This window comes from Janthinobacterium sp. 1_2014MBL_MicDiv, assembly GCF_001865675.1.
Classification (GTDB): domain Bacteria; phylum Pseudomonadota; class Gammaproteobacteria; order Burkholderiales; family Burkholderiaceae_D; genus Janthinobacterium.
On sequence record NZ_CP011319.1, the window covers coordinates 4,969,524 to 4,994,235 of the forward strand.

At 63.2% G+C, this 24,712-nt stretch carries 11 protein-coding genes; 4 read left to right on the forward strand and 7 right to left on the reverse strand.

Going from position 1 to position 24,712, the window contains the following annotated elements; translation table 11 throughout:
* Positions 1 to 8 precede the first annotated feature (8 nt).
* Genes YQ44_RS21495 through YQ44_RS21505 form a run of 3 tightly spaced genes read right to left on the reverse strand, consistent with a single transcriptional unit; the run spans position 9 to position 3,930 of the window.
* Entirely contained in the window at positions 9 to 1,118 is a 1,110-nt protein-coding gene (locus tag YQ44_RS21495) for an ABC transporter permease (RefSeq protein ID WP_071325136.1), read from the reverse strand.
* Positions 1,119 to 1,127: 9 nt separating this feature from the next.
* The gene (locus tag YQ44_RS21500) at positions 1,128 to 2,066 is read right to left on the reverse strand and encodes an ABC transporter permease (RefSeq protein WP_034760169.1); all 939 of its coding nucleotides are present in this window, start codon (positions 2,064 to 2,066) and stop codon (positions 1,128 to 1,130) included.
* A gap of 28 nt (positions 2,067 to 2,094) precedes the next feature.
* Positions 2,095 to 3,930 (reverse strand): ABC transporter substrate-binding protein, encoded by a 1,836-nt coding sequence (locus tag YQ44_RS21505; protein WP_083411994.1) that lies wholly within the window; start codon positions 3,928 to 3,930, stop codon positions 2,095 to 2,097.
* A 621-nt stretch (positions 3,931 to 4,551) separates the two neighbouring features.
* On the opposite strand from YQ44_RS21505, the gene YQ44_RS21510 reads away from it, so the two are divergent.
* The 3 genes from YQ44_RS21510 (at position 4,552) to YQ44_RS21520 (ending at position 13,368) form a co-directional block, all read left to right on the forward strand.
* Positions 4,552 to 7,332: a TonB-dependent receptor gene (locus YQ44_RS21510; RefSeq protein ID WP_083411995.1), complete on the forward strand. Its 2,781-nt coding sequence runs from the start codon at positions 4,552 to 4,554 to the stop codon at positions 7,330 to 7,332.
* Positions 7,333 to 7,511: 179 nt separating this feature from the next.
* A complete protein-coding gene (locus tag YQ44_RS21515) occupies positions 7,512 to 10,190 on the forward strand; it encodes a TonB-dependent receptor (RefSeq protein WP_083411996.1) in 2,679 nt (892 codons plus the stop codon).
* A 376-nt stretch (positions 10,191 to 10,566) separates the two neighbouring features.
* A complete protein-coding gene (locus YQ44_RS21520; protein WP_198043794.1) occupies positions 10,567 to 13,368 on the forward strand; it encodes a TonB-dependent receptor in 2,802 nt (933 codons plus the stop codon).
* A gap of 75 nt (positions 13,369 to 13,443) precedes the next feature.
* Here YQ44_RS21520 and aroG read toward each other — a convergent pair whose 3' ends face one another.
* Positions 13,444 to 14,508 carry a 3-deoxy-7-phosphoheptulonate synthase AroG gene (gene aroG, locus YQ44_RS21525; protein WP_071326664.1) on the reverse strand — a complete coding sequence of 355 codons (1,065 nt, stop codon included), beginning with the start codon at positions 14,506 to 14,508 and terminating at the stop codon, positions 13,444 to 13,446.
* Positions 14,509 to 15,031: 523 nt separating this feature from the next.
* On the opposite strand from aroG, the gene YQ44_RS21530 reads away from it, so the two are divergent.
* On the forward strand, positions 15,032 to 17,887 hold the full coding sequence (locus YQ44_RS21530) for a TonB-dependent receptor (RefSeq protein WP_083411997.1): 2,856 nt from the start codon (positions 15,032 to 15,034) through the stop codon (positions 17,885 to 17,887).
* Between the two features lie 205 nt (positions 17,888 to 18,092).
* Here the strand turns inward: YQ44_RS21530 and tldD are convergent, their stop codons facing one another.
* The 3 genes from tldD to YQ44_RS21545 all read right to left on the reverse strand — a co-directional run bounded on the left by tldD (position 18,093) and on the right by YQ44_RS21545 (position 24,667).
* Positions 18,093 to 19,553 carry a metalloprotease TldD gene (gene tldD, locus YQ44_RS21535; protein WP_071325139.1) on the reverse strand — a complete coding sequence of 487 codons (1,461 nt, stop codon included), beginning with the start codon at positions 19,551 to 19,553 and terminating at the stop codon, positions 18,093 to 18,095.
* A gap of 108 nt (positions 19,554 to 19,661) precedes the next feature.
* Positions 19,662 to 20,435, reverse strand: a complete 774-nt coding sequence (locus YQ44_RS21540; protein WP_232250959.1) for a carbon-nitrogen hydrolase family protein — start codon at positions 20,433 to 20,435, stop codon at positions 19,662 to 19,664.
* A 71-nt stretch (positions 20,436 to 20,506) separates the two neighbouring features.
* Positions 20,507 to 24,667, reverse strand: a complete 4,161-nt coding sequence (locus tag YQ44_RS21545; RefSeq protein ID WP_335589234.1) for a YhdP family protein — start codon at positions 24,665 to 24,667, stop codon at positions 20,507 to 20,509.
* Positions 24,668 to 24,712: the final 45 nt, after the last annotated feature.

Consider the following 24,712-nt stretch of genomic DNA (forward strand, 5'->3'; position numbering starts at 1 on the left):
AGCAACTCCTATTTCACTTTGGGGTCGAGCGCATCGCGCAAGGCATCGGTAAACAGCGAGAACGCCGTCACCAGCACGGCCATCGCCGTGGCGGCGGCCGTCAGCTGCCACCATTTGCCCAGGATCAGTTCATTCTGTGCCTCGTTGAGCATGCTGCCCCACGAGACGGTCCCCACCGGCACGCCAAAGCCGAGGAAGCTCAAAATCACTTCCGCCTTGATGAAGCCCACCACGAGGATGGACATTTGCACCAAGGCAACGTGGCTCACGTTCGGGAAGATGTGCGAGAACATCTTGCGCCAGTGCGAGGCGCCGATGGCGTCGGCCGCCATCACGTATTCGCGCGCCTTGTGCTTGATGTATTCGGCGCGTATCAAACGGTACGGCCCCGTCCAGCCCGTCAACCCCAGGATCAGCACGATGGTCAGCACGCCCTTCTGCTGCAGCACGGCCGCCACCGTCAAGATCATCAGGATCGACGGTATCGACGTGAAGATGCTGTAGAACCAGTTGAAGAAGTCATCGACGATGCCGCCGAAGTAGCCGGACACGGCGCCGAACAGCGTGCCCAGCACGACTGCCAGCAAGGCCGCCACCAGGCCCACCACGATCGACGTTTCGCCGCCCTTGATGGTTTTCTGGATGATGTCATGGCCCCACTTGTCGGCGCCGAACGGCAAGGTTGCCGCCTTGTGCGTGACGAGTTTCTTGGCCTTGCCCATGCCGGCGCGCAAGGCCGTCAAGTCGTCGGCCAGCGGGTCGGTGACGCCGTACATTTCCACGCCAGCCGATGGATTGCTGCCCATCTGGGCCCGCAGTTCGGCGATGTCGTCGGCCAACGGGTCGAGCACGTTGACGGGCGTGGGCGCGCTGCGCTCGTCCGGCACGTGGATGGCGCCATCGCCCCCCGCGTCCGCATCGGCGCCGACAAAGGTCGGCGGCGCATAGCTGACGGCCACTTCATCTTCCCAGTTCGACGCCACCAGGCCGCTGGCGGACGCCAGCACCAGCAGGAAAAATGCGCCGACCACGGCCAGCGATACCATTGCAATCTTGTCGCCGCGCAAACGGCGCCACGCCAGGGCCCACAGGCCGGGCGATGTATGAGGTTTCGACATCGTCTCTTTCTACTTCAGTTGTACGCGAGGGTCGACCGCCTGGTACAGCAGGTCGGTGAGCAGGTTGAAGAGCATGGTGGCGGCGGCGACATACACGGTGATCGCCTTGATCACCGGAAAGTCGCTGCGCTCGACGGCCAGGATCACTTCACGCCCGATGCCGGGAATGCCGAAGAAGCGCTCGAGCAGGAAGGCGCCGATCAGCAGGGCTGGCAAGTTCGACATCACATAGGTAATGATGGGGATGGCGGCATTGCGCAGCACGTGCACCCACATGATGCGGCCTTCCTTCAAGCCCTTGGCGCGCGCCGTGCGCACGTAATCCTGGTTCGCCTCGTCGAGCACGAAGGTGCGGAACAGGCGCAGCGTGGGCGCGATGGAGACGGCCAGGCCGATCAGGATCGGCAGGGTCGAATAGCGCAGCAGGTTTTCCCAGAAACTGTCGCCCCAGCCCTGCACGGGGAACAGGCCCAGCTTGTAGGCAAAGCCGTACTGGAAGACGATGATGTAGACGAGGATGGAAATCGACATGCCCACCGTGCAGGCGATCATGACGGCGCGGTCCGTCAGCGAGCCGCGCACGAAGGCGATGGCCAGCGCCAGCGCCACGCCAAAGAAGGTTTCCAGCACGGTCAGCGGGATCAGCACCATCATCGACGGGCCCAGGCGCGAAGTAATGATGTGCGACACGGATTCGCCCGTGGCCCAGCTCTGGCCGAAATCAAACGTGACGATCTGCTTGATGAAGATCCACAGCTGTACATAGTATGGCTGGTCGACGCCGAGCTGGCGGCGGATGTTGGCGATGCTTTCCGCACTAGACATCTTGCCGGCCAGGATGTAGGCGGGGTCGCCGCCCACCCAGTTGAACAGGATAAACACCAGCAAGACCACGCCCAGCATGGTGGGCAGCATCTGCCACAGGCGGCGCAGGATATAAGCAAACATAATGATTCCTTGTCGTTATAAGCTGCGCTTATTTTTTAGCGGGGTCGGCAGCAGGCGCCGCTGGCGCAGCGCTGCTGTCGATATCCATATACGCCCATTCCTGGAACAGGATCGGGTGCTTCTTGTAGCCTTGCACCGTCTTTTGCGCCAGCATGTTGCGGTAGCGCGCGTAGCCGATCAGGGCGCCCGCGTTCACTTCCAGGCGGCGCGCCATCTTGTGGAACAGCTCGTCGCGCTCGGGGCTGGCCGGCATGGCCTGGCTGGCCGCATACCACTTGTCGTATTCCGGATCCTGATAGCAGCCATTGTTGTTCTGGTGCGTGTTCGGGCCATAGAACAGCTGCATGAAGTTGTCGCCGTCCGGGTAATCGGCCAGCCATGGCGCCGTGCGCGTCTGCATCTTGCACTGCTTTTCCGTTTTTAAAATGTCGGAAAAGATCATGCGGTCGTTTTCCATGCGGATGCCCAGCGAGTTGTAGGTCTTGCGCCACATTTCCGCCTGCAGCACGCCATTGGCTTCGTTGCGCGAGGCGTAGCGTATCAGCAGCGGCTTGCCATCTGGCAAGGTACGCCAGCCGTCGGCGCCCTTCTTGTAGCCGAACTTGTCCAGCAGTTTGTTCGCCAGCACGGGATCGTATTGCAGCAGGGATTTGTAGTGCGGATCGTAGCCGACGACGCCGGGCGGGATCGGATAGTCGAGGCGCTTGGCCTGGCCATTCCAGATGATGCGGATTTCTTCGTCGATATTGTGCGCCATGGCAATCGCGCGGCGCAGCGCGATCTTTTCCTTGCCGAAACCGCCCAGCACGGGATCTTCCATGTTCCAGTAGTAATAGCTGATTTCCGGATCCAGCAAGCGCGACAGTTGCACGCCCTTCTCCGCCAGTTCGGGACGCAGCTTGCCGTTCAGCAGCGCTTTCGGCGCCAGCGGGCCATCGAGCCAGAACACGTCCGTGCCGCCGCTCTGGAACGACAGCCAGCGCGACTGGTCTTCGATCATCACGGAAATTTCGATGCGGTCGATGGCGGGTATGCGCTTGCCCTGCATCTGGCGCACGATGCGCTGGTCGTCCGGATCGTCGCCGGCCATGAAATTCCACGTTTCCGGCAGGTGCTGCGGGTTGCGGTTCAGGACGATGCGGTTGCCGCGCGTCCATTCACCGAGCGTGTAGTAGCCGGTGCCGACGGGGTTGGAACCCACCTCGCCCTTCACGTCGCCATATTTTTCCACCACTTCGCGCGCCAGGGCGGCCGTCGGCACGTAGGCGAGGATCATGGGGAAATTGAAATCGGTCTTGGTCAGCGAGATGCGCAGGGTGTACGGGTCGAGGATTTCCAGGCCGGCCACTTTCTTGCTGTAGTCGAGCTTGTTCGACTTGGCCGCGTCCTTCGCCAGGTCGTCCAGGCCCACTACCTTGCCTTCGAACAGCCAGCTGTGCGGCGACGCGAGGCGCGGATCGAACAGCCGCTTCCACGAATAGACGTAATCGGCCATCGTCAGCTCGCGGCGCTTGCCGCCGAACGCGGCGTCGGGCGTGAACAGGATGCCTTTTTTCAGGCGGATGGTATAGGTCTTGCCGTCGGCCGACACTTCCGGCATGGCGGCCGCCGCGCCAGGCACCACCTTGACGGGGCGCGCCAGGTAATCATAGGTGTACAGGGTGTCGAAGACGGCCTGCGTGATGTGGTTCGAATACAGGTCGCGCGCGGTGGCCGGATCGAAGCCCGTCTCGGCGGCCGGCAGGATATAGCGCAAGGTTTTGACCGGCGCTGCCGCGGGGGCAGCGTCAACGGCAGTGGCCGCCAGCGGCAGGGTGGCCAGGCAGGCGAGCAGCGCCACGCGCCGCATCCATGGTGACTTCATGTAATACCCTTCATCTCGATTATCTGTCGCACCGTATTGGTGCGCTTGTACTGGCTTCCTCCTGGGATACAGGAGTCCACCGCCAAAACCAGTCCATCCTCGCAAGATCTGTGCCTTGTTTCCCGGTAGCGGCGCCGCTGCGCAGGCGCGCTGAAAAAGGCGTAACGATAACGCATATTTTGCGCGCCGGGCAAAAAGCCGCGGCACTTCCCTGGCGGGCGGCAACAGCCGCCTGTATCGCCCGGCTTATTTTGTGCACCGCAACATGACGGTGCCGATACACAGATGAGGCCGCCTGACAGAAACCGGGACAGCCGCGAATGGCGGCGATGGCCGGCGCGCGGAGGAAAGCGTATATCGCAACGCAACATTTGCATAATTACTAATTACGAAACACCGCAACATGAGAAAAAACACTGTTGTTTCCATGATGAAAGGTCACATGTGCGCGTTGACAAGGTTTCACGGCAAATGGTCATATCAGTGGCGGCAATTCACATTTGCCGCATTCGCCACAGCGATTGCCGACGCAGCAATCTTTTTTAGACCAGCGCGGTTGCGCCGCAGGACGGCCAGCCGAGCGTACTTTTCGGAGTTCTGAGAATGATGATGGAAACAGTTATGTCCCGCTCCGTGCGCCTGATGTTTTCGGGCAGCGTGGCAGCGGTCAGCCTGGGCCTGATGGCTGCGCCGGCAATGGCGCAAGACGCCAATGTGCAACGCGTGGAAATTACCGGCTCGAGCATCAAGCGCGCCACGGCGGAGACGGCATCGCCGGTGCAGGTGATCACCCGCGACGACCTGATGAAATCAGGCAAGGCCACCGTGGCCGAATACCTGCAAACCCTGACCGCCGATGGCGCCGGCTCGCTGCCGACGGGCTTTGGCAACGGCTTCGCGGCCGGCTCCACGGCCATCTCGCTGCGCGGGCTGGGCGCCACCTCGACCCTGGTCTTGCTCAATGGCCGCCGCATGGCGCCGTTCGCGCGCGCCGACGATGGCCAGAAAAGCTTTACCGACCTGTCCACCGTGCCGATGCAGATCGTCGAACGCATCGAGATCCTCAAGGACGGCGCCTCGTCCACGTATGGCGCGGACGCCATCGCCGGCGTGGTCAACATCATCCTGCGCAAGGATTTCGAAGGCCTGACCCTGAAAGGCGACACGGGCATATCCGGCGACAGCGACGCCAAGCAGCACCGCGCTTCGCTAACCTTCGGCAAGGGCAACCTGGACACGGATAAATACAACTTCGTCATCAATGCCGAATACACGAAGTCGGACATGCTGATGAACAAGGACCGCTCCGACCGCAAATGGATAGGCAAGGGCGACCTGCGTCCGTATGGCTATGCGATCAACACCCAGTTCGCCGGCGGCTACATCAACGGCACCAACGATGCGAACGCCTCGCCGGTCGGCCTGATCCGCGATCCCGTCACCAACAATTACGTGGCCCTGCCCGGCTGCTCCGCCCTGTCCTCGTCCTCGCCGCAAGATCCGAAGGGCGGCTGCCTCTGGCATCATGACCAGTTCCGCTCGATGCAGCCGAAGATCGAATCGGTCAACCTGTACACGCGCGGCACGTGGCAAGTCAACGCCGACACCCAGGTGTATGCGGAAGCGGGCTACTCGAAGCGCGATACGGCCTTCACCCTGATCCCGCCGTCGATCACGCCCACCATCGCCTTCCCGCCCAATGCCGGCAGCCCGACCGGCGTCATCAACTATGGTTCCGGCGCCGGCACGACCATCGTGCTGGCCGCCAACCATCCGCAAAACCCGTACGGCGTGCCGGTGCGCGTGCGCTACCAGGCCTTCGACGTGGGCGCGAGCACGCGCAAGGCCAACAACGAGTTCAACCGCATCGTGCTCGGCGTCAAGGGCAATGCCATGGGCTGGGATTACGATGCCGGCTATACGCACTCGGAATCGAAGCTGCACCTCGACTACAGCAACATGCTCAACATGGCCGTCGTCAAGGACGCGCTGGGCAATCCGAACAGCCAATATTTCCCGTACTACATCGGCGCGCAGGCGGGCAAGAATCCGGCGTCGCTGTACGCGGCCATGGTGACGAACGCCACCTCCGATTCCACGACCAAGCTCGACATCATCGACTTCAAGGCATCGCGCGAGCTGATGCAGTTGCCGGGCGGCGCCATGGGCCTGGCCGTGGGCGCGGAACACCGTCGCGACAAGCTCGACAATCCATCGCTGTCGGGCACGGAAAACGGTTCGATCAACTCCAGCTATGTGGCCGCCAAGGGCGACAGCAAGGTCTCGGCCGTGTTCCTGGAAGTGCTGGCGCCTGTGATCAAGACAGTGGAACTGTCGGCGGCCTTGCGCTACGACAAATACGACCGCTTCTCGTCGACGACGCCGAAACTGGGCGCCAAGTGGACGCCGCTGAAAACCTTCGCCTTGCGCGGCACGTATTCGGAAGGCTTCCGCGCACCGGGACCGGCCGAAAGCAACGCCAATTCGCAATCGACCGGCACCTCGACCGTGAGCGATCCCGTGCGCTGCCCCGGTGGCAAGCAATTGCCTGGCGCCAATGCCAGCGACTGCGAACTGCAAGTGGCGGCCGTCAAGATCGGCGACCCGAACCTGAAGCCGGAAAAATCCAAGGGCTACACACTGGGCCTGGTATGGGATCCGTTCAACGATACCAGCCTGTCGCTCGATGGCTGGAAGATCAAGCGTGAAAACGAGATCAACCCGCTGCCGTACAACGAAGCGGCGGCGCTGCCGACGGCCATCCGCGCCGACAACAACCTGACCATCAATGGCGTCGTCACGCCGAACACGGGCACCTTGCTGATCACCAAGGCACCGTACCGCAACTCCAGCTTCACGGAGATCAAGGGTATCGACCTGGACATCAAGCAGCGCGTGCGCCTGGGCGAATACGGCCGCGCCACGTTCGGCATGACGTGGACACATATCGCGTCATGGGTGCGCGCCGAATCCTCCACCGTGCGCTACCAGTTCGCCGGCACGCATGGCAATTGCGATACGTCAAACTGCGCCGGCACGCCGAAGGACAAGATCAATGTCACCGGCTCGTGGGACCTGGGCAACTGGAATCTCAGCGGCATCGTGAACTACCGTTCGGATATGAAAAATATCAAGTTTGAAGGCGATCCATGCGCTTCCAAGCTGGCCAACGGCACGCCGGCGCCGAACGGTTGCAAACTGGCCTCGTTCACCACGCTCGACCTGTCGACGCGTTGGAACTACAGCAAGCAGTTGCAGTTGTATGCCTCGATCAACAACGTGACCGACAAGATCGCGCCGCTCGATCCGCTGACCTACGGCGGCATGAGCTACAACCCGATGGATGCCAGCGGCGCCATCGGCCGCTACTTCAAACTGGGCGCCAGCTACAAGTTCTTCTAAGCCGGCACAGCCATCATGACGCGGGGCGGTGAGCAATCACCGCCTTTTTTTTCGTCCGCGACCGTGGCGCGCGCCCGCTCATCCACACACTGCTTGTGCCAGCGCAAACCTGAGCTGCTGCGTGCCTGTAAAACTCCCTTGCAGGCCACTTGGCCATGACCACGCCACAGGAGTGTCAGATGATGCAACCCCGCAGCCCCTCCCCCACCTTGCGCCTGCTGTGCGCAGCCTTGCTCGGCGCGCATGGCCATGCGGCCGTGGCGCAGGACAGCGGCGCCGCCGGCGGGGCGCCCGCCATGCAGCGCGTCGAAGTCACCGGTTCCTCGATCAAGCGGCTCGTCGCGGAAACGGCAACGCCGCTGTCCATCTTCAAGGCCGAGGACTTCGCCAAACAAGGCCTGACGACGGCGCAGGAAGTGCTCGGCAAGATCCCCGCGAATGCGTCGAGCATGGGCAGCGGCAATGCCGTCGGCGGCAATACCAGCGGCTTGCCCACGGGCGGCCAGGCCAGCGCCGACTTGCGCGGCCTGGGCGGCGACAAGACCCTGGTCCTGCTCAATGGCCGGCGCATCGCCAACCATCCTTACGACGGCGCCAGCGTCGACCTGAACATCATCCCCCTTGCCGCCCTCGAGCGCGTCGAAGTGCTGCGCGACGGCGCCTCGGCCATCTACGGCACGGACGCCATCGGCGGCGTCATCAACTTCATCACCAGGCGCTCCGTCAACGCGACGACTGTAACGGCCGAGGTCATCGCGCCCCAGCACAAGGGCGCCGACGAACACCGGCTCAACCTGTCGACGGGCGTCGGCCAGCTCGACGCGGATGGCTACAACCTGTTCGGCGTGGCCGATTACCACAAGCAAAAAGTGCTGACCTCGCAAGACCGCGCCTTCTCGCAGACCGGCGTCATTCCCGCGCGCGGCCTGTCGATTACCAGCGGCACGACTTTCCCCGGCAATTATTTCGATGCGGCCGCCAACGGCGGCGCTGGCCTGGCCGGCAATCCCTCTGCGGCCAGCGGCTGCCTGCCGCCGCTGTCGGTGCCGGCGGTGCCGGCCAGCGGCACTTGCCGCCAGGATTACACGCGCCAGATCGACGACTTGCCCGCGCAGGAGCAGCTGGCCGTCTTCGGCAAGGGCGCCTTCAAGCTCGGTGGCGGCCACCTTGCCAGCGTCGAATATTTGCATGCGGAAAACAAGGTCAAGGCGCGCACGGCGCCGCCGCCGCAGACGGCCCTGAGCCTGCCTGCCAGCAGCAAATACTATCCGGGCAACGCGGGCGGCGTGCCGGCCCAGCCGGGCCTGTCGGGCCAGCCCCTGAGCGTCAACTGGCGCCCCGTCGAGGCAGGCCAGCGCCAGATCGATTCGCACGGCAAGGCCGACCGCCTGGTGCTGGCGCTGGAAGGCGAACTGGCCCGCTGGGATTACAGGACTGGCCTCAGCCATGCGATCAGCAAGTCGTCGGAACAATTTACGGGCGGCTATGTACAGGACGCGAGTTTTGCCGCCGGCGTACTGAACGGCATCCTGAATCCGTTCGGCCTGCAGGACGCGGCCGGCAAGTCTTACCTCGACAGTACCGCCCTGCGCGGCGAAGTGCAGAATGCCAGGGTCACCACCACGGGCATCGACATCAAGGGCAGCCGCGAGCTGATGCCGCTGGCCGGCGGAGCGCTGGCGCTCGCGCTCGGCGCCGAATGGCGGCGCGAACGGGCCGACTTCAACGTGAATCGCGACATCGCCGGCCAGGCCGCCAGTTCAGGCTTGTCCGGTTCGCTGTCGAAGAGCGGCTCGCGCACCATCGCAGCCGTCTTCGGCGAACTCAACTTGCCCCTGCTGCAGGACCTGGAAGTGCAGCTGGCAAGCCGTTTCGACCATTACAGCGACGTGGGCAGCACCACCAATCCGAAGCTGGCCGTGCGCTACCAGGCCAGCAGCGCGCTGGTGCTGCGCGGCTCGGCCAGCACGGGTTTCCGCGCGCCCACCTTGTTTGAAAAGAATGCGCCGCCATCGCGCAACGATACCAACGATTCCTATGACGACCCCATCCTGTGTCCGGGCGGCGCGCCGCAGCCGGGCGCCAATCCCCTGCGCGACTGCGACTTGCAGCAATTCAAGCTGCAAGGCGGCAACGACAAGCTGAAGCCGGAAAAATCCACCACCTTCGCCGTCGGCGTGGTGCTGGAACCGGTCAAGCAAGTGACCGTTGCCATCGATTACTGGAACATCCACTTGAAGGACAAGATCGCCGCGCTGCCGGAACAATCGATCTTCGGCAACTACGAAAAGTACAAGGCCTTGTTCCTGCGCAATCCCGATGGCTCGCCGTATGCGATTCTCGACCTGAACGACAACCTCGGCGAAGTGAAAACCGACGGCATCGACGTCAGCCTGAATGCCCGCCTGGGGCGCGGCGCGTTTGGCAATGTCAGCCTGTCCGTGGACGGCACCTGGACCCGCAAGTATGACTACCAGAACGAGCGCGGCGGGGAATTCATCGCCAACGTGGGCCGCTATGCGGACAACAACCCCGTATTCCGCTGGAAACATACGGCGGCGCTGAACTGGCGCAAGGGCAACTGGGGCGCGACCGTGTCGCAATCGTTCAAGTCGCGCTACACAGACCAGAACCAGGTGGCGCCGCAGTACCGGCACGACGTGTCGTCGTACAGCCTGCTGGGCGTGTCGGCCAGCTATGCGTGGCGCGGCTTGCTGCTGATGGCGGGCGTGAAGAACCTGCTGGACAGGGAACCGCCGTTCTCGAACCAGGGCACGCTGTTCCAGAAAGGCTATGACCCGCGCTATACGGACCCGGTCGGTCGCGCGTACTACCTGCGCGGCAGCTATACGTTTTAGGGGAAAATCGGCAGGAAAGCAATGAAACAAGGCAGCGCTGGCAAGCGTGTGCCAGCCAGGCTAAAAGCGGCGCCATCAGCGATGATGTGCGCCGTTTTATTTTACCCGCCTGAGCATGGCTGACAAGTGTTCACGATATTTTATTCCTGAAGTAATGCAAAAAAAATAGCAATTTGTTGCATTTCGTCCAAAAAGTCTGCACGAAATTGACAATCTGAATCGCGAATGTTTTGATGAGGACCCTGAAAATTTACAGAATTTTCATTGGTGGAATTTGAAAGTGGCAAATAAATTGTTGGTGAGCAACAAGTTATTTCAAAATAAATGCCATCTTTATCACAATAACAAGGAATTTCAGATGATGATAGAAAATGTAATGTCGCGTTCGCTGCGCCTGATGTTTGCTGGCGGTATCGCCCTGGGTATGCATGCAGCGTATGCGCAAGAAACAACGGATGGCACCATGCAGCGCGTGGAAGTCACGGGTTCGAGCATCAAGCGCATCGCTTCGGAAGCGTCGCTGCCGGTGCAATCGTTCAACCAGAAAGACATCAAGAAAACCGGCGTCAGCACGGTCACCGATTTCATCCAGCAAATCCCCGCGATGCAGGGCTTCTCCGTGGCCGCCGATTCGGTCGGCGGTGGCGGTGGCGGCGTCACCACGGCGTCGATCCACGATATCGGCGCAGCCTACACGCTGGTGCTGCTGAACGGCCGCCGCATTGCGCCGTCCAATTCGGGCACCACCATCGACCTGAACTCGATCCCGCTGTCGGCCATCGAACGCGTGGAAGTGCTGACCGACGGCGCCTCGGCCCTGTATGGCGCCGACGCCATCGCCGGCGTGGTCAACTTCATCCTGAAAAAAGGCGCATCGCCGCTGGAAATCAATGCCAAGTACTCGCGTCCTGAAGAGTCGGGCGGCGCCAGCAACTCGTTCTCGATCAGCAAGGGCTTCGGCGACATCGACGACGACGGCTACAGCATCTTCGTGTCGGCCAGCCATGACGAACAAAAATCGCTGAAAGCATCGCAGCGCAGCTTCGCCAAGAGCGGCATCATCAATTTCAACGATCCGAAGACCGGCAAGGCACTGCAATTCATCAACGGTTCCTCGCGCTCCGCGCCGGCCAACGCCACCGTCGATTACAACGCCATCGATCCTGCCACGGGCAAGACCGTCAGCAAGTCCGTCAACCTGAATCCCTATGCGCTGGCCAACGGCGGCAAATGCGCCGCCAGCAATATGGACTTCTATGGCGACGGCAACTGCTATTTCGATTCGCCGTCGACCATCGAAATCAATCCGGAATCGAAGCGCGACTCGCTGTTCAGCTCCGGTAGCGTCAAGCTGGGCAATACCGGCTTCCAGGGCTTCTATGACCTGGCCTACACGGAAGCGCGCATCATCGCCAGCATCGCGCCGTACCCGGCCGATTTCTCGGTCCCCGTCGGCTCGCCGCTGTTCAATAAATACCTGGCACCGGGCCTGACGCCGGAGCAACTGGCCAACGCCACGGGCGCCATCGCCAAATACCGCCTGTCGGAAATGGGCAACCGCGTGTACGACTATGGCACCAAGGCCACCCACATCGTCGCCGGCATCGATGGCAACGCATTCGGCTGGGATATCAACTCGGCGGTGACGTACTCGAAAAACAAGCAGACGCAAGACTACGTGAGCGGCTTCCCGCTGTCGGACAAGTTTGACGCGCAAGTGGCCGCCGGCAATATCGACCCGTTCGCCTACCCTGTCGGCGCCATGCCCGATTCCATGCGCCAGGCCTTGCTGGGCACCGGCTTCAGCGGCACCTACAACACGCAAACCGTGGAGATGAAGGGCATCGACGGCCGCGCTTCGCGTCCTGTCTTCTCGCTGCCAGGCGGCACCGCCATGCTGGGTATCGGCGCCGACTACCGCAACACCTCGTACAAGGTGCAACAGGCGAACGTCGCCAAGCAGGCGCAGATCCTGTTTGACAATCCGCAAGTCGACAGCGAATATGCGCGCGACAACGCCGGCGCGTATGCCGAGCTGATGTTGCCGATCTCGAAGAAACTGGAAATGACGGGCTCGCTGCGTTATGACCAGATCGGCGCCATCGATGACAAGCTGACGGGCAAGACCGTGGGCAAGAAAGAAAACGCCACCACCTGGAAAGTCAGCGGCAAGTACTCGGCCGCCAAGAACCTGATGTTCCGCGCCGCTGCCGGCACCGGCTTCCGCGCCGCCAGCATGCAGGAAATCGCCGGTCCATTGGAAGACTGGGGCGTTACCGGTGGTAACTATCAATGCCCATTGACGGCCGCCAACGGCATGGCCGGTCACCCGCTGGCCAGCTATTGCAGCGGCGTGGGACGCCAGCAATTCGAAGCCTTCCAGGGCGGCAATCCCGACCTGAAGCCGGAAACGTCGAAACAGTGGAGCATCGGTACCGTGTTCGAGCCGATCGACAGCCTGTCGATGTCGTTCGACCTGTGGAACGTGGAAATCCGCGACCAGGTGACGGCCGTGTCGGAAGGCCTGATCTTCAACGATCCAGCCAAGTACGCCAACCTGTTCACCACCAAGCACATCAGCTCGACGGGCAAGGACGTGCTGGCCATCAAACTGCTGCCGATCAACATCGGCAAGGTGGAAAACCGCGGTATCGACTACGACTTCACCCACAAGATGAAGCTGCTGGACGGTCGCCTGACGAGCCGTCTGATGGGTACCTATCTGCTGCGTTCGCGCTACACGACGCCAGGCACCGATGATCAATGGGAAACCAGCCTGAACCGCTACGGTTCGAACGACAAGGTCAGCTTCCGCAACATCATCCGCGCCAGCACCACGTATGAGACGGCCAAGTTCACGCATACGCTGAGCGCCAGCTACCGCAATGGCTACACGGACAAGGAACAGACGGTCGACGACTGCGCTGTCATCGTGGCCGGCAGCCCTGGCGAATGCTATGGCATCCAGCTGGAAGTGCCGAGCTACACCACGTTCGACTTCCAGACGGCTTACCGTCCGCTGAAGAACGTGGAAATCACGGGCGGCATCCTGAACCTGTTCGACCGCAACCCGCCGTTCACGCTGCGCAACACGGGTTCGCATCAAGTGGGCTACAACCCGTCGTACTCGAGCGCCCTGGGCCGCCAGTTCTACCTGAGCGGTTCCTACAAGTTCTAAGCTGACTGTGAGCTGAGAATTGAAAAAGCCCGGAAAGCTTAGCTTTCCGGGCTTTTTTTCATGCCGCGCGCCGCCTTATTCCGCGTCGCCCTGCAGGCGGCGCTGTTTCACGGCCGCCGCCAGGTTTTCCAGCACGGCCACGCTGGCGCTCCAGTCGATGCAGCCATCCGTGACGGACTGGCCGTAGATCAATTCCTTGCCCGGAATCAAATCCTGGCGGCCGGCCACCAGGTGCGATTCCACCATCACGCCAACGATGCGGCCATCGCCCGCCGCCACCTGGCTGGCGATATCGGCGCACACGGGGATCTGGTTTTCCGGTTTTTTCGAGCTGTTCGCATGCGAGGCGTCGATCATCAGGCGCGCCGCCAGGCCTTGCGCGGCGATGGCCTTGCAGGCGTCGTCCACGCTGGCCGCGTCGTAGTTCGGCGTCTTGCCGCCGCGCAAGATGATGTGGCAATCCTCATTGCCATTGGTCGAGACGATGGCCGAGTGGCCGCCCTTCGTGACGGAGAGGAAATGGTGCGGCTGCGAGGCGGCCTTGATGGCTTCCACGGCGATTTTCACGTTGCCGTCCGTGCCATTCTTGAAGCCGACCGGACAGGACAGTCCCGACGCCAGCTCGCGGTGCACCTGCGACTCCGTGGTGCGCGCGCCGATGGCGCCCCAGCTGATCAGGTCGGCGATGTATTGCGGGCTGATCACGTCGAGGAATTCGGTACCGGCAGGCAAGCCCAACTCATTGATGTCGCGCAACAGTTCACGCGCCATGCGCAAGCCGTCGTTGATGCGGAAGCTGTTGTCCATGTACGGATCGTTGATCAAGCCCTTCCAGCCCACCGTGGTGCGCGGCTTTTCGAAGTACACGCGCATGACGATTTCCAGTTCGCCGGCAAAACGCGCGCGCTCCTTGACCAGCAGGCGCGCATATTCCATGGCAGCCTTGGTGTCATGGATGGAGCAAGGCCCGATGACCACCATCAGGCGGTCGTCCTGGCCATGCAGGATGCGGTGCAGGGCGATGCGCGCACTGGCGGCGGTCTGTTCGGCTTGTTCTGAGCAGGCAAATTCGCGGATCAGGTGGGACGGCGGAGTCAATTCCTTCATTTCGCGAATACGCAAATCATCGGTGCGGGGCATCATTTTCTCCAAAATTTGAACAAGGGTAAAACATCTGGGTAAAAAAAAACCGCCATCAGTGGCGGTTTTTTAGAATTTGCTGGGATCTCGTTTTTGCTGCTACGTGAACCGTCCGCTACTCCACCGCCTTTGGGTTGGAATTGCTAAAGTAAAAATAAGCGGTAAAAAAGTGGCGAGCGAACATGCGAGTCATCCCTGAGTGATGGCTGACTATAAACCTAAATTGCAAGGGTTGGCAAGCATATTTGTCGGCAAAGCCGCATGCTGCTGCCGTTTTACACTGCACAACACGCAAAAAAGCATAAAAAGTTGCGCGCGGTGAATCTCGCTGTGAACCCGCGCCGTGCATCTGAATCCGGGCACCACCGCTGTGCCCGTCGTGGCAGCCACGCCACGCCAGCCATTCTATCGACGACAAGCGGCGCACTCATTGATCTAGATCTAATCCCGGCGTCGCCGCACGGACAAAACTCAAGGACGTATTGATGATCTCTTTGACTGCCTGACCTTTCCGGAGAACCGCATGATGCCTACACCATCCTTACCGTCCGCCGCCTTTTCACCACCGCGCCTGGGCCTGGCGCTGGCCAGTGCATTGCTGAGCCTACCCGTCCTGGCGCAGGACAATGCCGCGCCCGCCCCCCTGCAACGCGTGGAAATCACCGGCTCGAACATCCGCCGCGCGCAAGCTGAAACGGCATCGGCCGTGCAGACGCTGAACGCGGCCGATATTGAAAAATCGGGCAAGTCCAGCGTGGCCGAATTGCTGCAAACCCTGGCCGTCGACAACCAGGGCTCCGTGCCCACCACCTTCGGCAACGGCTTCGCCGCCGGCGCCTCCGGCGTGTCGCTGCGCGGCCTCGGCACGGCCTCGACCCTAGTGCTGCTGAACGGCAGGCGCGTGGCGCCATACGGCCTGGCCGACGATGGCCAGAAAGTATTTGCCGACCTGAACATCATTCCCCTGGAAGCCGTGGAAAGAGTGGAAATCCTCAAGGATGGCGCCTCGGCCATCTACGGTTCGGATGCGATCGCCGGCGTCGTCAACGTGATCCTGCGGCGCGACTACCAGGGCACGGCCATCAAGGGCAATTACGGCAAGACCAAGGAATGGGATGGGCGCGACGCACGCGCCGCCATCACGCACGGTTTCGGCGACATCGACCGCGACCGCTACAACGTGCTGCTGAACCTTGAATACAGCGAAAAGGCCGCCATCTGGAACCGCGACCGGGCCGGACGCGGCGCCGTCGGCCGCAGCGACTTGCGCGACCTGGGTTTCAGCGCGCAGGAAACCCTCAGCGGCGCGGGCGCCATCACCACCAACAACGCGGCCGGCAGCGCCGTCAACGGCAATGTGCGCAATCCCGACACGCTCGACTACTACAACCGCGGCAACCTGGCCGGCGTGGGCTTTACGCGCACCTTTCCCGGTGCCGCCTGCGGCAACTTCACGAGTCACCCGCAGGGCGACCCGGGCGGCGGCTGCCTCACCGATGCCGCCCAGCAGTATGGCCAGATCCAGCCGAAGCAGAAGAACGTCAATTTCTTCGGCCGCGGCGCCTGGCAGCTGACGCCGGCCCTGCAAACCTATGCCGAACTGAACGTCTATCACAGTGAATCGAACTCCGCCACCACGCCGTCGGGCATCAGCGGTTCAGTCGGCTATCCGGGCGGCCCCGTCAGCAATGCGGGCGTGTCGCTGGGCGCCAGCCACCCGGACAACCCGTATTTCGGCACGGCCGCGCGACTGCGCTACCTGGCGGCCGATGTCGGCCCGCGCCTGTCGCAAGTCGATTCCACGTTCACGCGCTTTGTCGCCGGCATCAAGGGCACGGTGGCGGGCTGGGACATCGACAGCGCCCTGCTGTACTCGCAAAACAGGGTATCGAACGACCTGGACGGCTATCTGCAGCGCGACGTGGCCTTCGCCCTGCTCAACCCGACGGCCGCCAACGTGGCCCTCGCCAGCCAGAATCCCGCCTACGCCGCCCTGCCGGCCGGCAGCGTGTGGCGCATCGCCGAAAATGCGGGACTCAATTCGGCCGCCCTGTATGCGGCCCTGTCGCCGCGCATTTCCAACGATGCCAAGACGCATATCGCACAGATCGACTTCAAGGCCAGCCGCGAAGTAGGCAAGCTCGACGGCGGTGCCCTGGGCCTGGCCGTGGGCGCCGAGTTCCGCCACGAGTCGACGGAACTCAAGCCCACCACGGGCACCGAGCGGGGCAATATCATCGGCCTCGGCTATTCCGCCTACAAGGGCAGCCGCAACGCCTCGGCCATCTATGCCGAGGTACTGGCGCCCGTCCTGAAAAGCGTGGAACTGTCGGGCGCCCTGCGCGCCGACCATTTCACCGATGTGGGCAACTCCTACACGCCGAAAGTGGGCGTGAAATGGACGCCGGTGCGCGAACTGGCCTTGCGCGGCACCTTCGCCAAGGGTTTCCGCGCCCCCAGCGCGGCGGAAAACGGCGTCGGCGGCCTGGCCGCATTCGCCACTGCCAGCGATCCCGCGCGCTGCGCGCTGGGCGTGGCAGCCGCGTGCGACCCGGCGTCAATCGCCGTCATCACCTCGCCCAACCCGAACCTGTCGCCCGAGCGCTCGCGCAGCTATTCCGTGGGCGCCGTGTGGGACCCGCTGCCGCGCAGCAGCATTTCCGTCGACCTGTGGCAAATCCGCCGCAAGAACGAAATCAACCAGGAACAAACGGACACGGCCATTGCCGAAGGCCATGTGGCGCGCGACCCGTCGACGGCGACCGGCATTCCCGGCGATCCGGGCGCCATCACAGCCGTGCTGGCCAACTATGTGAATTCGGCGCAAACGACGGTGCGCGGCATCGACATCGACGCGCGCCAGCGCTTCAACCTGGGCGGCGATTACGGCAACCTGGTGTTCGACCTGAAGTGGACGCATTTGTACAAGTGGCTGCGCACGGAGCAGGATGGCACGCAGCGCGATTTTGCCGGCACGCATGGCAATTGCGACATCTCAAACTGCATGGGCACGCCCGATGACAGGATCAACCTGGGCGCCACCTGGGAGCGCCAGAACTGGCGCGTCTCGGCCAACGTCAACTACCGCGCGCCGCTCGACAACATACTGTTCAAGAATGACCCGGACGGCTGCGCCACGCATTTCGCCGATGGCACGGATGCGCCGCGCGGCTGCCGCATCGCCTCGTTCACCACGGTGGACTTGACGGCCCGCTGGCTGGCCACGCCCAAGCTGGAAGTGTTTGCGACGGTGCAAAACCTGCTCGACAAGATCGCCCCGCTCGACCCGCTCACGTATGGCGCCACGGGCTACAACCCGCTCGACTACGCGGGCGCGGCGGGCCGGTTTTTCAGTGCGGGGGTGAAATACAAATTCTGAGAAACGGGGGAGAGACGCGTAGGTCGGATTAGCAGGGGCCGCCACGAGCAATCCGGTGACGGCATTGGCGCGGCCGGTGGTGGTGTCGGGTTACGCGCTGTGCGCCAACCCGACCTACGCGAGCGCAATATCAAAAAAAGCAGGTCGGATTAGCCCGGAGGGCGTAATCCGACAATCAGGTTGGCCTGGAAGTGTCGGGGGAAGATCAGGCCGTGCCGCCAACGGTAATGCCGTCCAGGCGCAGGGTCGGCTGCCCCACGCCCACGGGCACGCTCTGCCCTTCCTTGCCGCACACGCCCACGCCCGCATCGAGGCGCATGTCGTTGCCGATCATGGAGACGCGGTTGAGCACGTCCGGGCCATTGCCGATCAGGGTGGCGCCCTTCACTGGGTAGCTGAGCTTGCCGTTTTCGATCATGTACGCTTCGCTGGCCGAGAACACGAACTTGCCGTTCGTGATATCGACCTGTCCGCCGCCGAAGTTGACGGCATACAAGCCGTTTTTCACGGAGGCGAGGATCTCGCCCGGATCCTTGTCGCCGGCCAGCATATACGTATTCGTCATGCGCGGCATTGGCAGGTGGGCGAACGATTCGCGGCGCGCATTGCCCGTCACGGGCATATTCATCAGGCGCGCGTTCATGGTGTCCTGGATATACCCTTTCAGGATGCCATCCTCGATCAGGGTCGTGCACTGCGTGGGGTTGCCCTCGTCATCGATATTCAGCGAACCGCGGCGGCCAGCCAGGGTGCCGTCGTCGACCACGGTGACGCCTTTGGCCGCCACCCGTTCGCCGATGCGGCCGGAAAACGCGGACGAGCCCTTGCGGTTGAAATCGCCTTCGAGGCCATGGCCGATGGCTTCATGCAGCAGGATGCCGGGCCAGCCCGGCCCCAGCACGATGGTCATGGGGCCGGCCGGCGCCGGGCGCGCCTCGAGGTTCACCAGCGCCGAATTGACGGCGTCGGCCGCATATTGCTCGAGCACGGCGTCGCTGAAATAATCATAGCCAAAACGTCCGCCGCCGCCGGACGACCCCGTTTCGCGGCGGCCATTCTGTTCGGCGATGACGGTCACGGAGACGCGCACCAGCGGACGGATATCGGCCGCCAGCACGCCATCGCTGCGCAGCACCAGCACCACGTCGTATTCGCCGGCCAGGCCCGCCATCACCTGCACCACGCGCGGGTCCTTCGCGCGCGCCATCTTTTCCACGCGCTCGAGCAATTGCACCTTGGCCGTGGCGTCGAGCGAGGCGAGCGGATCGTTGGGCAGGTACAGGGAACGTCCGCCCTGCGGCTGCATCTGGCCCGCGATCTTGATTCTGCCGGCGCCCACGCGCGCTATCGTGCGCGTGGCCGCCGCCGCTTCCAGCAGGGCCCGCTCGGAAATGTCGTCCGAATACGCAAACGCCGTCTTGTCGCCGGACACGGCGCGCACGCCCACGCCCTGGTCGATGGAAAAGCTGCCCGTCTTGACGATGCCCTCTTCCAGGCTCCAGCCCTCGCTCTTGGTGGACTGGAAATACAGGTCGGCATAGTCGACCTTGTGCGTAAACATCGTGCCCAGGGCTTTCAGCAGCTTGTCTTCGTCCAGGCCGAACGGCGTGAGCAGGATGTCGCGCGCCACGGCCAGGCTGGACAGATTGGGTTCAAATGGGGTCATGGCTCTTTCTCACAATTCAATTCTTTTACAGTGCCTGACAGCAGCGTAGCGCTCGGCAGTGACTGATGGCCGCACAGCGCGACGCCCAGCAGCGCATGCCAGGTACTCTCACATGGTGCGGTGGGTCAGGGCAGGCAGCGATTCGCGCACGCCGGCCAGAAACAGCGGATCGATCTCGCCGCTGACCACGCCCTCGCCCTCGGGCAGCACGGCTTTCACTTCGCCCCAGGGGTCGATCAGCATGCTGTGGCCCCAGGTGCGGCGGCCGTTCGGGTGCAGTCCGCCCTGCGCCGAAGCCAGCACATAGCACTGGTTCTCGATGGCGCGCGCGCGCAGCAGCACTTCCCAGTGGGCGCTGCCCGTCGTGTGGGTAAACGCGGCCGGCACGACGATCAGCGCGCAATCGCCCATGGCGCGGTACAGCTCGGGGAAGCGCAGGTCGTAGCAGACGGACAGGCCGACGCGGCCAAACGGCATCTCGATCGAGCGCACCTGCGCACCGGGCACGATGGTGCGCGACTCATTGTACGACTCGGTGCCGCGCGTAAATCCGAACAAATGGATCTTGTCGTAGCGGCCAGCCGGCGCTCCTTGCGGGTCGTACACGAGGGTGGTGTTCAAGACCTTGCCTTCCTGGCCAGAAATCAGGGGCAAGGTGCCGCCGATCAGCCAGATGCCATGCTCGCGCGCCATCTGCGCCATGCCATCCTGGATGGGGCCATTGCCGGGCTGTTCCGCGTGGGCCAGCTTGTCCGTTTCCTGCTTGCCCATGATGGCCCAGTATTCGGGCAGCACCACCAGCTCGGCGCCACCGGCGGCGGCCTGCGCCACCAGCCGGCGCGCCGTGGCCAGGTTGTCTGTCACGGAAGGGGAAGAAATCATTTGTATTGCTGCGACTGTATGCATCACCTCACCTCTACGTTCGTACTGGCAGCCCACTGGCCGCGCAGCGCCTATTTCGCCACGGCGTCCTGCGCCGCCGCTGCCGGCGTGGCCACAGGCTCCAATTTACCACCATCGAGCTTGGTCACCACGGGCGCCTTCCATGGACCGGCGATCCGCATATGGTAAGTCAGCGCCTTCATCACGGGGGCGCGCAGGAACAGCTGGGCCAGGAAACTGCCCAGACCGATCACGGGATTGACGGCCAGCGCGTACACGAGGGGGCCCGTGCCCAGGTTGAATTCCGGGATCACCACCACGTGCAGGTTCGTCGTTTCATTGGCGATATCGGCCGTGCCGTCCATCAGCACGGTGGCGGCCACGCCATGCATCTTCAGGTTGTCGGTGCTCACCACGCCGCGCTTGATGCTGGCGTTGGCCGTGATGCCGTCGAAGGCCAGGCCTTCCGAAAACACGTCGTGGAAATCGAGCTTCAGCAAACGGGGCAAGGCTTGCAGGCTGAGCACGCCCAGCAGCTTGGCCGCGCCCGGATCCTGCTTGAGGAACTGGCCCGACTCCACATTCATTTCGATCTGCCCCGACAAGGTGGGAATATCGAGCGAATACGGCAAGCCATTCCAGGCGATGTCGCCGTTCAGGCGTCCCTTGCCGCGGCGCACCGTGTCGGCAAAGCCGAAACGGTCGAGCAACTTGCCCGCGTCGACGATATCGAGGCCGAAACGCAGGCTGGTCGTGCTTTGCCCATCCTTGATGACCCATTTGCCGTTGCCGCTCAGGGCGCCATCGGGATTCGACAGTTGCAGCTTGCCCACGCGCCACTCGCGCCCGCCGGCCGCCATGGTGTTATAGGCCTGCAACTCCAACCGGCCAATCTTCTTGTTGAACAGCTCAAATTGCTCGGCAACGATATCGAGCGAGGGGATCGATTGGGCGCCGCTCTTGCCTTCCAGCAAATTCTTCACGTCGTTGGCAGCCGATTCCGGGATGATCAGCGACGACAGGCGGGCCGTCATCTTGCCCAGGCCGGACGGCGTTTCCAGCCACGTCACATAGCCCGATATTTGTTTCGCATCAATGTTGGCCTGCCACACATCCTTCTGGTGCGTGGCGCCCACCACGACGTTTTCCAGCTTGCGCTCACCCAGCATCAGTTCGCTGGCGCGGGCCGCCATCATGTCGGGCACCACGTATTGCGCGATATCGGGCGCATCGTCGGCACCGCCGGCGTCGGCCGTGGCCGCGCCGCTGCCGGCGATCTCGCTGCCGGTGGCGATCCAGCTATCCACGTCGAGCGACTTCAGGCTGACGTTGAGCATCATGCCGCTGTCGGGCTCGGGCGCAGGCACGTTCACGCCGATGCCGCCGCGCACCAGGCGCCACGCTTCCTTGCCCTGCTTCTGGCGCTGGTAGCGGGCGCCGATGCCGGAACCGAGCGCGATGCGGATATCGTCCGTGCGCAAGCCTGCCGCATTGGCCGCATTGCCCGTCAGCGTGAATTTCACGGGCAGGCTGTCGCCGGCCGCCTTTTTCAGGGGCGCGGGGAAGTCCAGGCCCAGGCCCGTCAACGGCGACTCGACATTGACCACCACCTGGTGGTCGCGCGCCGTGATCAGGCCGCTGTAGCGGGCGCCGCCATTCAAGTGCTTCGCCAGGCGCTGCAGCACGGGCGCCGGATAGGTCTTGCGCAAGCCGTCGATGGTCATGTTGCCGGCGATTTTCACCTGGATGGAATTGTCGGGCTGGCTGCCGCCCGAGATGGCCAGCGGGCCGCCCAGCAGGCTGCCGTTCAGGCCATTCAGGTTGACGCCCTTTTCATTGAATTCGATCTTGCCCTGCGTGCCGAGCACGGGCGGCATGTCGTGGAACAGCACCACGTCGTTGCCCGCCAGCTGCAAGCTGCCTTGCACCGTCGACTCGAGCATGCGCTCGATGGGCAGATGCAATTTGAGGGCCAGCCGGGCGTTGCCCGTCGCCGTCGTTTCATCCGTGAAATGCTCGATCCAGCCCAGCACGGGGCTGGCCGTCACGTATTTGAGGAATTCCTGCATCGGGCCGGCCGCGTTGCCCTCGATATCGAGCAGGGTGTCGAAGACGGTCAGGTCGGGAATCACGGCTTTGACATTCGTCAAGGCAACGCCGCCCGTGGTGGCCGTGTCGCCGCGAATTTCCATGCGCGCGCGCTCGAAGACGAAGCTGCCCTTGATTTTCTCCGCCTGCGGCCACAGGGGCGCCTTGCCCGCCAGCGGCCCGTTTTCCGCGAATTCGCCGGGCGCGTAGTTCAGGGTGCCGTTCTCGATCTTGCCGGCCACGCGGAATTCGCCGTGATTGCGCTGCGCGGGCGTATCGGCCTTGAACGGGAAATGTTCGAGTTCGCCGCGCAGGCGCAGGCTGACGTCGTGCGCCATGCCGCCTTCGAGCGCGCCCGTCAGCCAATGGCGCAGGTGCTCCGGCGTTTGCAGCGGCAGGTAGCGGCCGATGGTGTTGATCTGGAAATTGTCGATCGTCCCCGTCAAGTCCACCTGGCCCAGGTTCTTGCCGTCGAGCGGCATGCGGTGCGTGCCCTGCAAGGCGACGCGCAAGCCCTGCTGATTGAAGTCGAGCTTGTCCAGTTCGACTTTGAGCATATTCTCCGCTTCGAACGTCCAGCGCGCCTGCATGTCGAACTGTTCGAACGGCATGGCCGGTTCGCTCAGGTAGGTGGGCAATTGCAGCACCAGGTCTTGCGCATCGATGGCGATGCTGCCGCCCTTCTCGCTGGCGTCGATGCTGCCGGTCAGGCGGTCGAAACCGGGAATGGCCGGTGCGGCCGCCTGACCGGGGCTGGTCGCCGTCTTCGCCACGGCCAGGCGCGCCGGCTGCGCATTCAAGCCCAGCTCGACGAGCCGACCGCGCAGGCGGTAGCTGGCCGGGGCAGCCATGTCGCCCTGCCACTGGGCGGAAAAATCCTGCAGGCGTCCGCGCGGCGCCAGGGCATCGAGGCGCTGGCGCTGCTGTGTGCCCAGCGGCAACTTGTCGGCCAGCGCGGCCAGGGTCTGCAAATCGAGGGACTTGGCCGTGATCTCCGTCTGCGCCGGCTTGCGCTTCGTGGCGGCAATAAAACGCTCGGACAAGGTCGTCGGCGGCAGGCTGAGGCCATCGCGTGTTTCCAGCGCGAAATTCGTCAACTCCACCTGATGGCCGTTCGCGCCGAAGGTCGGTTTGCCATCGGGCGCGTCGGCCGACAGGGTTTCCTTGGCCGAGATGCGTCCGCTGACCGTCAGCAGGTCGAGCGGGGCAATGTGTTCTCCCAGCTGCGCCTGCACATCCGTCAAGCCCACATCGGCCGTGAAGCCGGCCAGGCGCGCATGATCGAGGCTCAGCCAGGCGCGCAGGGCGCCCTTGCCCTGGCTCAATTCAAACGGGTAGTCGAGGTAGCGGCGCCAGGCGGCCAGGTCGGCGTCTTTCAGGTCCGCGTACAGTTCGCCTTTCCACATCGACATGTCGGAGATGCGCTTGCTGAAAGGCGGATGCGTGAAGTGAGCGCGCACATCGATGGGTGCGGCCAGGCTGGCGGGCGGCTTTGCCTGCAAGCCCAGGCGGTGGCTGCGCCAGCGGTTGCGCAACAGCACATTGACCTGCTCCAGCGCCAGCTCGGGCGTGCCGCGCGCTTCGTCCGTCCAGCGCACCTTGCCGTCGCGGATGATGATGTCGTGCTGCGACAGCAGCCAGTCGGCGCCCTTGCCATCGCTGCCCTGCCGGCTGTCGACCAGCACGCCAGCCACATACAGCTGGCCATCCTTGCTGCGCCGCACGTCCAGGTCGGGCCGCGTGATTTCCAGGGTCTCGAAGCGCAGGGAACCGAGCACGCTCCACCACGAGAGGGTGGCCGAGACGCTCGGCAGGCTCAGCGCCTGGCGGCCCGTCTGGTCGCGCAAGGTCACGTCGCCGAGGAACAAATTCGGCCGCACGCCATGCCACGAGGCATAAATACGCGCGATACTGACGGGGTTGCCCAGCGCGCGGCTGGCCGCCCGCTCGATATCGCCTTTGTAGTAATCGATATTCGGCAGGATGGCGTAGCGCAGGAACAGGAAGAGGACGGCGAAGGCGAAATACGCGAGCAGCACCAGCTTGATGGCAAAGCCGAGCACATGGTGGGTGGCCAGGTTGGCCATGCGATAGGCGGCACGCAGCCGCTGCCAGCGCAGGGCCAATGGCACATGTTCTGTCACGCTTGCTTCTGGCGGTTTTTGCATCAATAAGCTAATAAACTGGCC

Excerpts from the sequence above, each read along its gene's own strand:
- YQ44_RS21495 (WP_071325136.1), bottom strand. The coding sequence starts at position 1,118 with ATGTCGAAACCTCATACATCGCCCGGCCTGTGGGCCCTGGCGTGGCGC.
- YQ44_RS21500 (WP_034760169.1), bottom strand. The coding sequence starts at position 2,066 with ATGTTTGCTTATATCCTGCGCCGCCTGTGGCAGATGCTGCCCACCATG.
- YQ44_RS21505 (WP_083411994.1), bottom strand. The coding sequence starts at position 3,930 with ATGAAGTCACCATGGATGCGGCGCGTGGCGCTGCTCGCCTGCCTGGCC.
- YQ44_RS21510 (WP_083411995.1), top strand. The coding sequence starts at position 4,552 with ATGTCCCGCTCCGTGCGCCTGATGTTTTCGGGCAGCGTGGCAGCGGTC.
- YQ44_RS21515 (WP_083411996.1), top strand. The coding sequence starts at position 7,512 with ATGATGCAACCCCGCAGCCCCTCCCCCACCTTGCGCCTGCTGTGCGCA.
- YQ44_RS21520 (WP_198043794.1), top strand. The coding sequence starts at position 10,567 with ATGTCGCGTTCGCTGCGCCTGATGTTTGCTGGCGGTATCGCCCTGGGT.
- aroG (WP_071326664.1), bottom strand. The coding sequence starts at position 14,508 with ATGCCCCGCACCGATGATTTGCGTATTCGCGAAATGAAGGAATTGACT.
- YQ44_RS21530 (WP_083411997.1), top strand. The coding sequence starts at position 15,032 with ATGATGCCTACACCATCCTTACCGTCCGCCGCCTTTTCACCACCGCGC.
- tldD (WP_071325139.1), bottom strand. The coding sequence starts at position 19,553 with ATGACCCCATTTGAACCCAATCTGTCCAGCCTGGCCGTGGCGCGCGAC.
- YQ44_RS21540 (WP_232250959.1), bottom strand. The coding sequence starts at position 20,435 with ATGATTTCTTCCCCTTCCGTGACAGACAACCTGGCCACGGCGCGCCGG.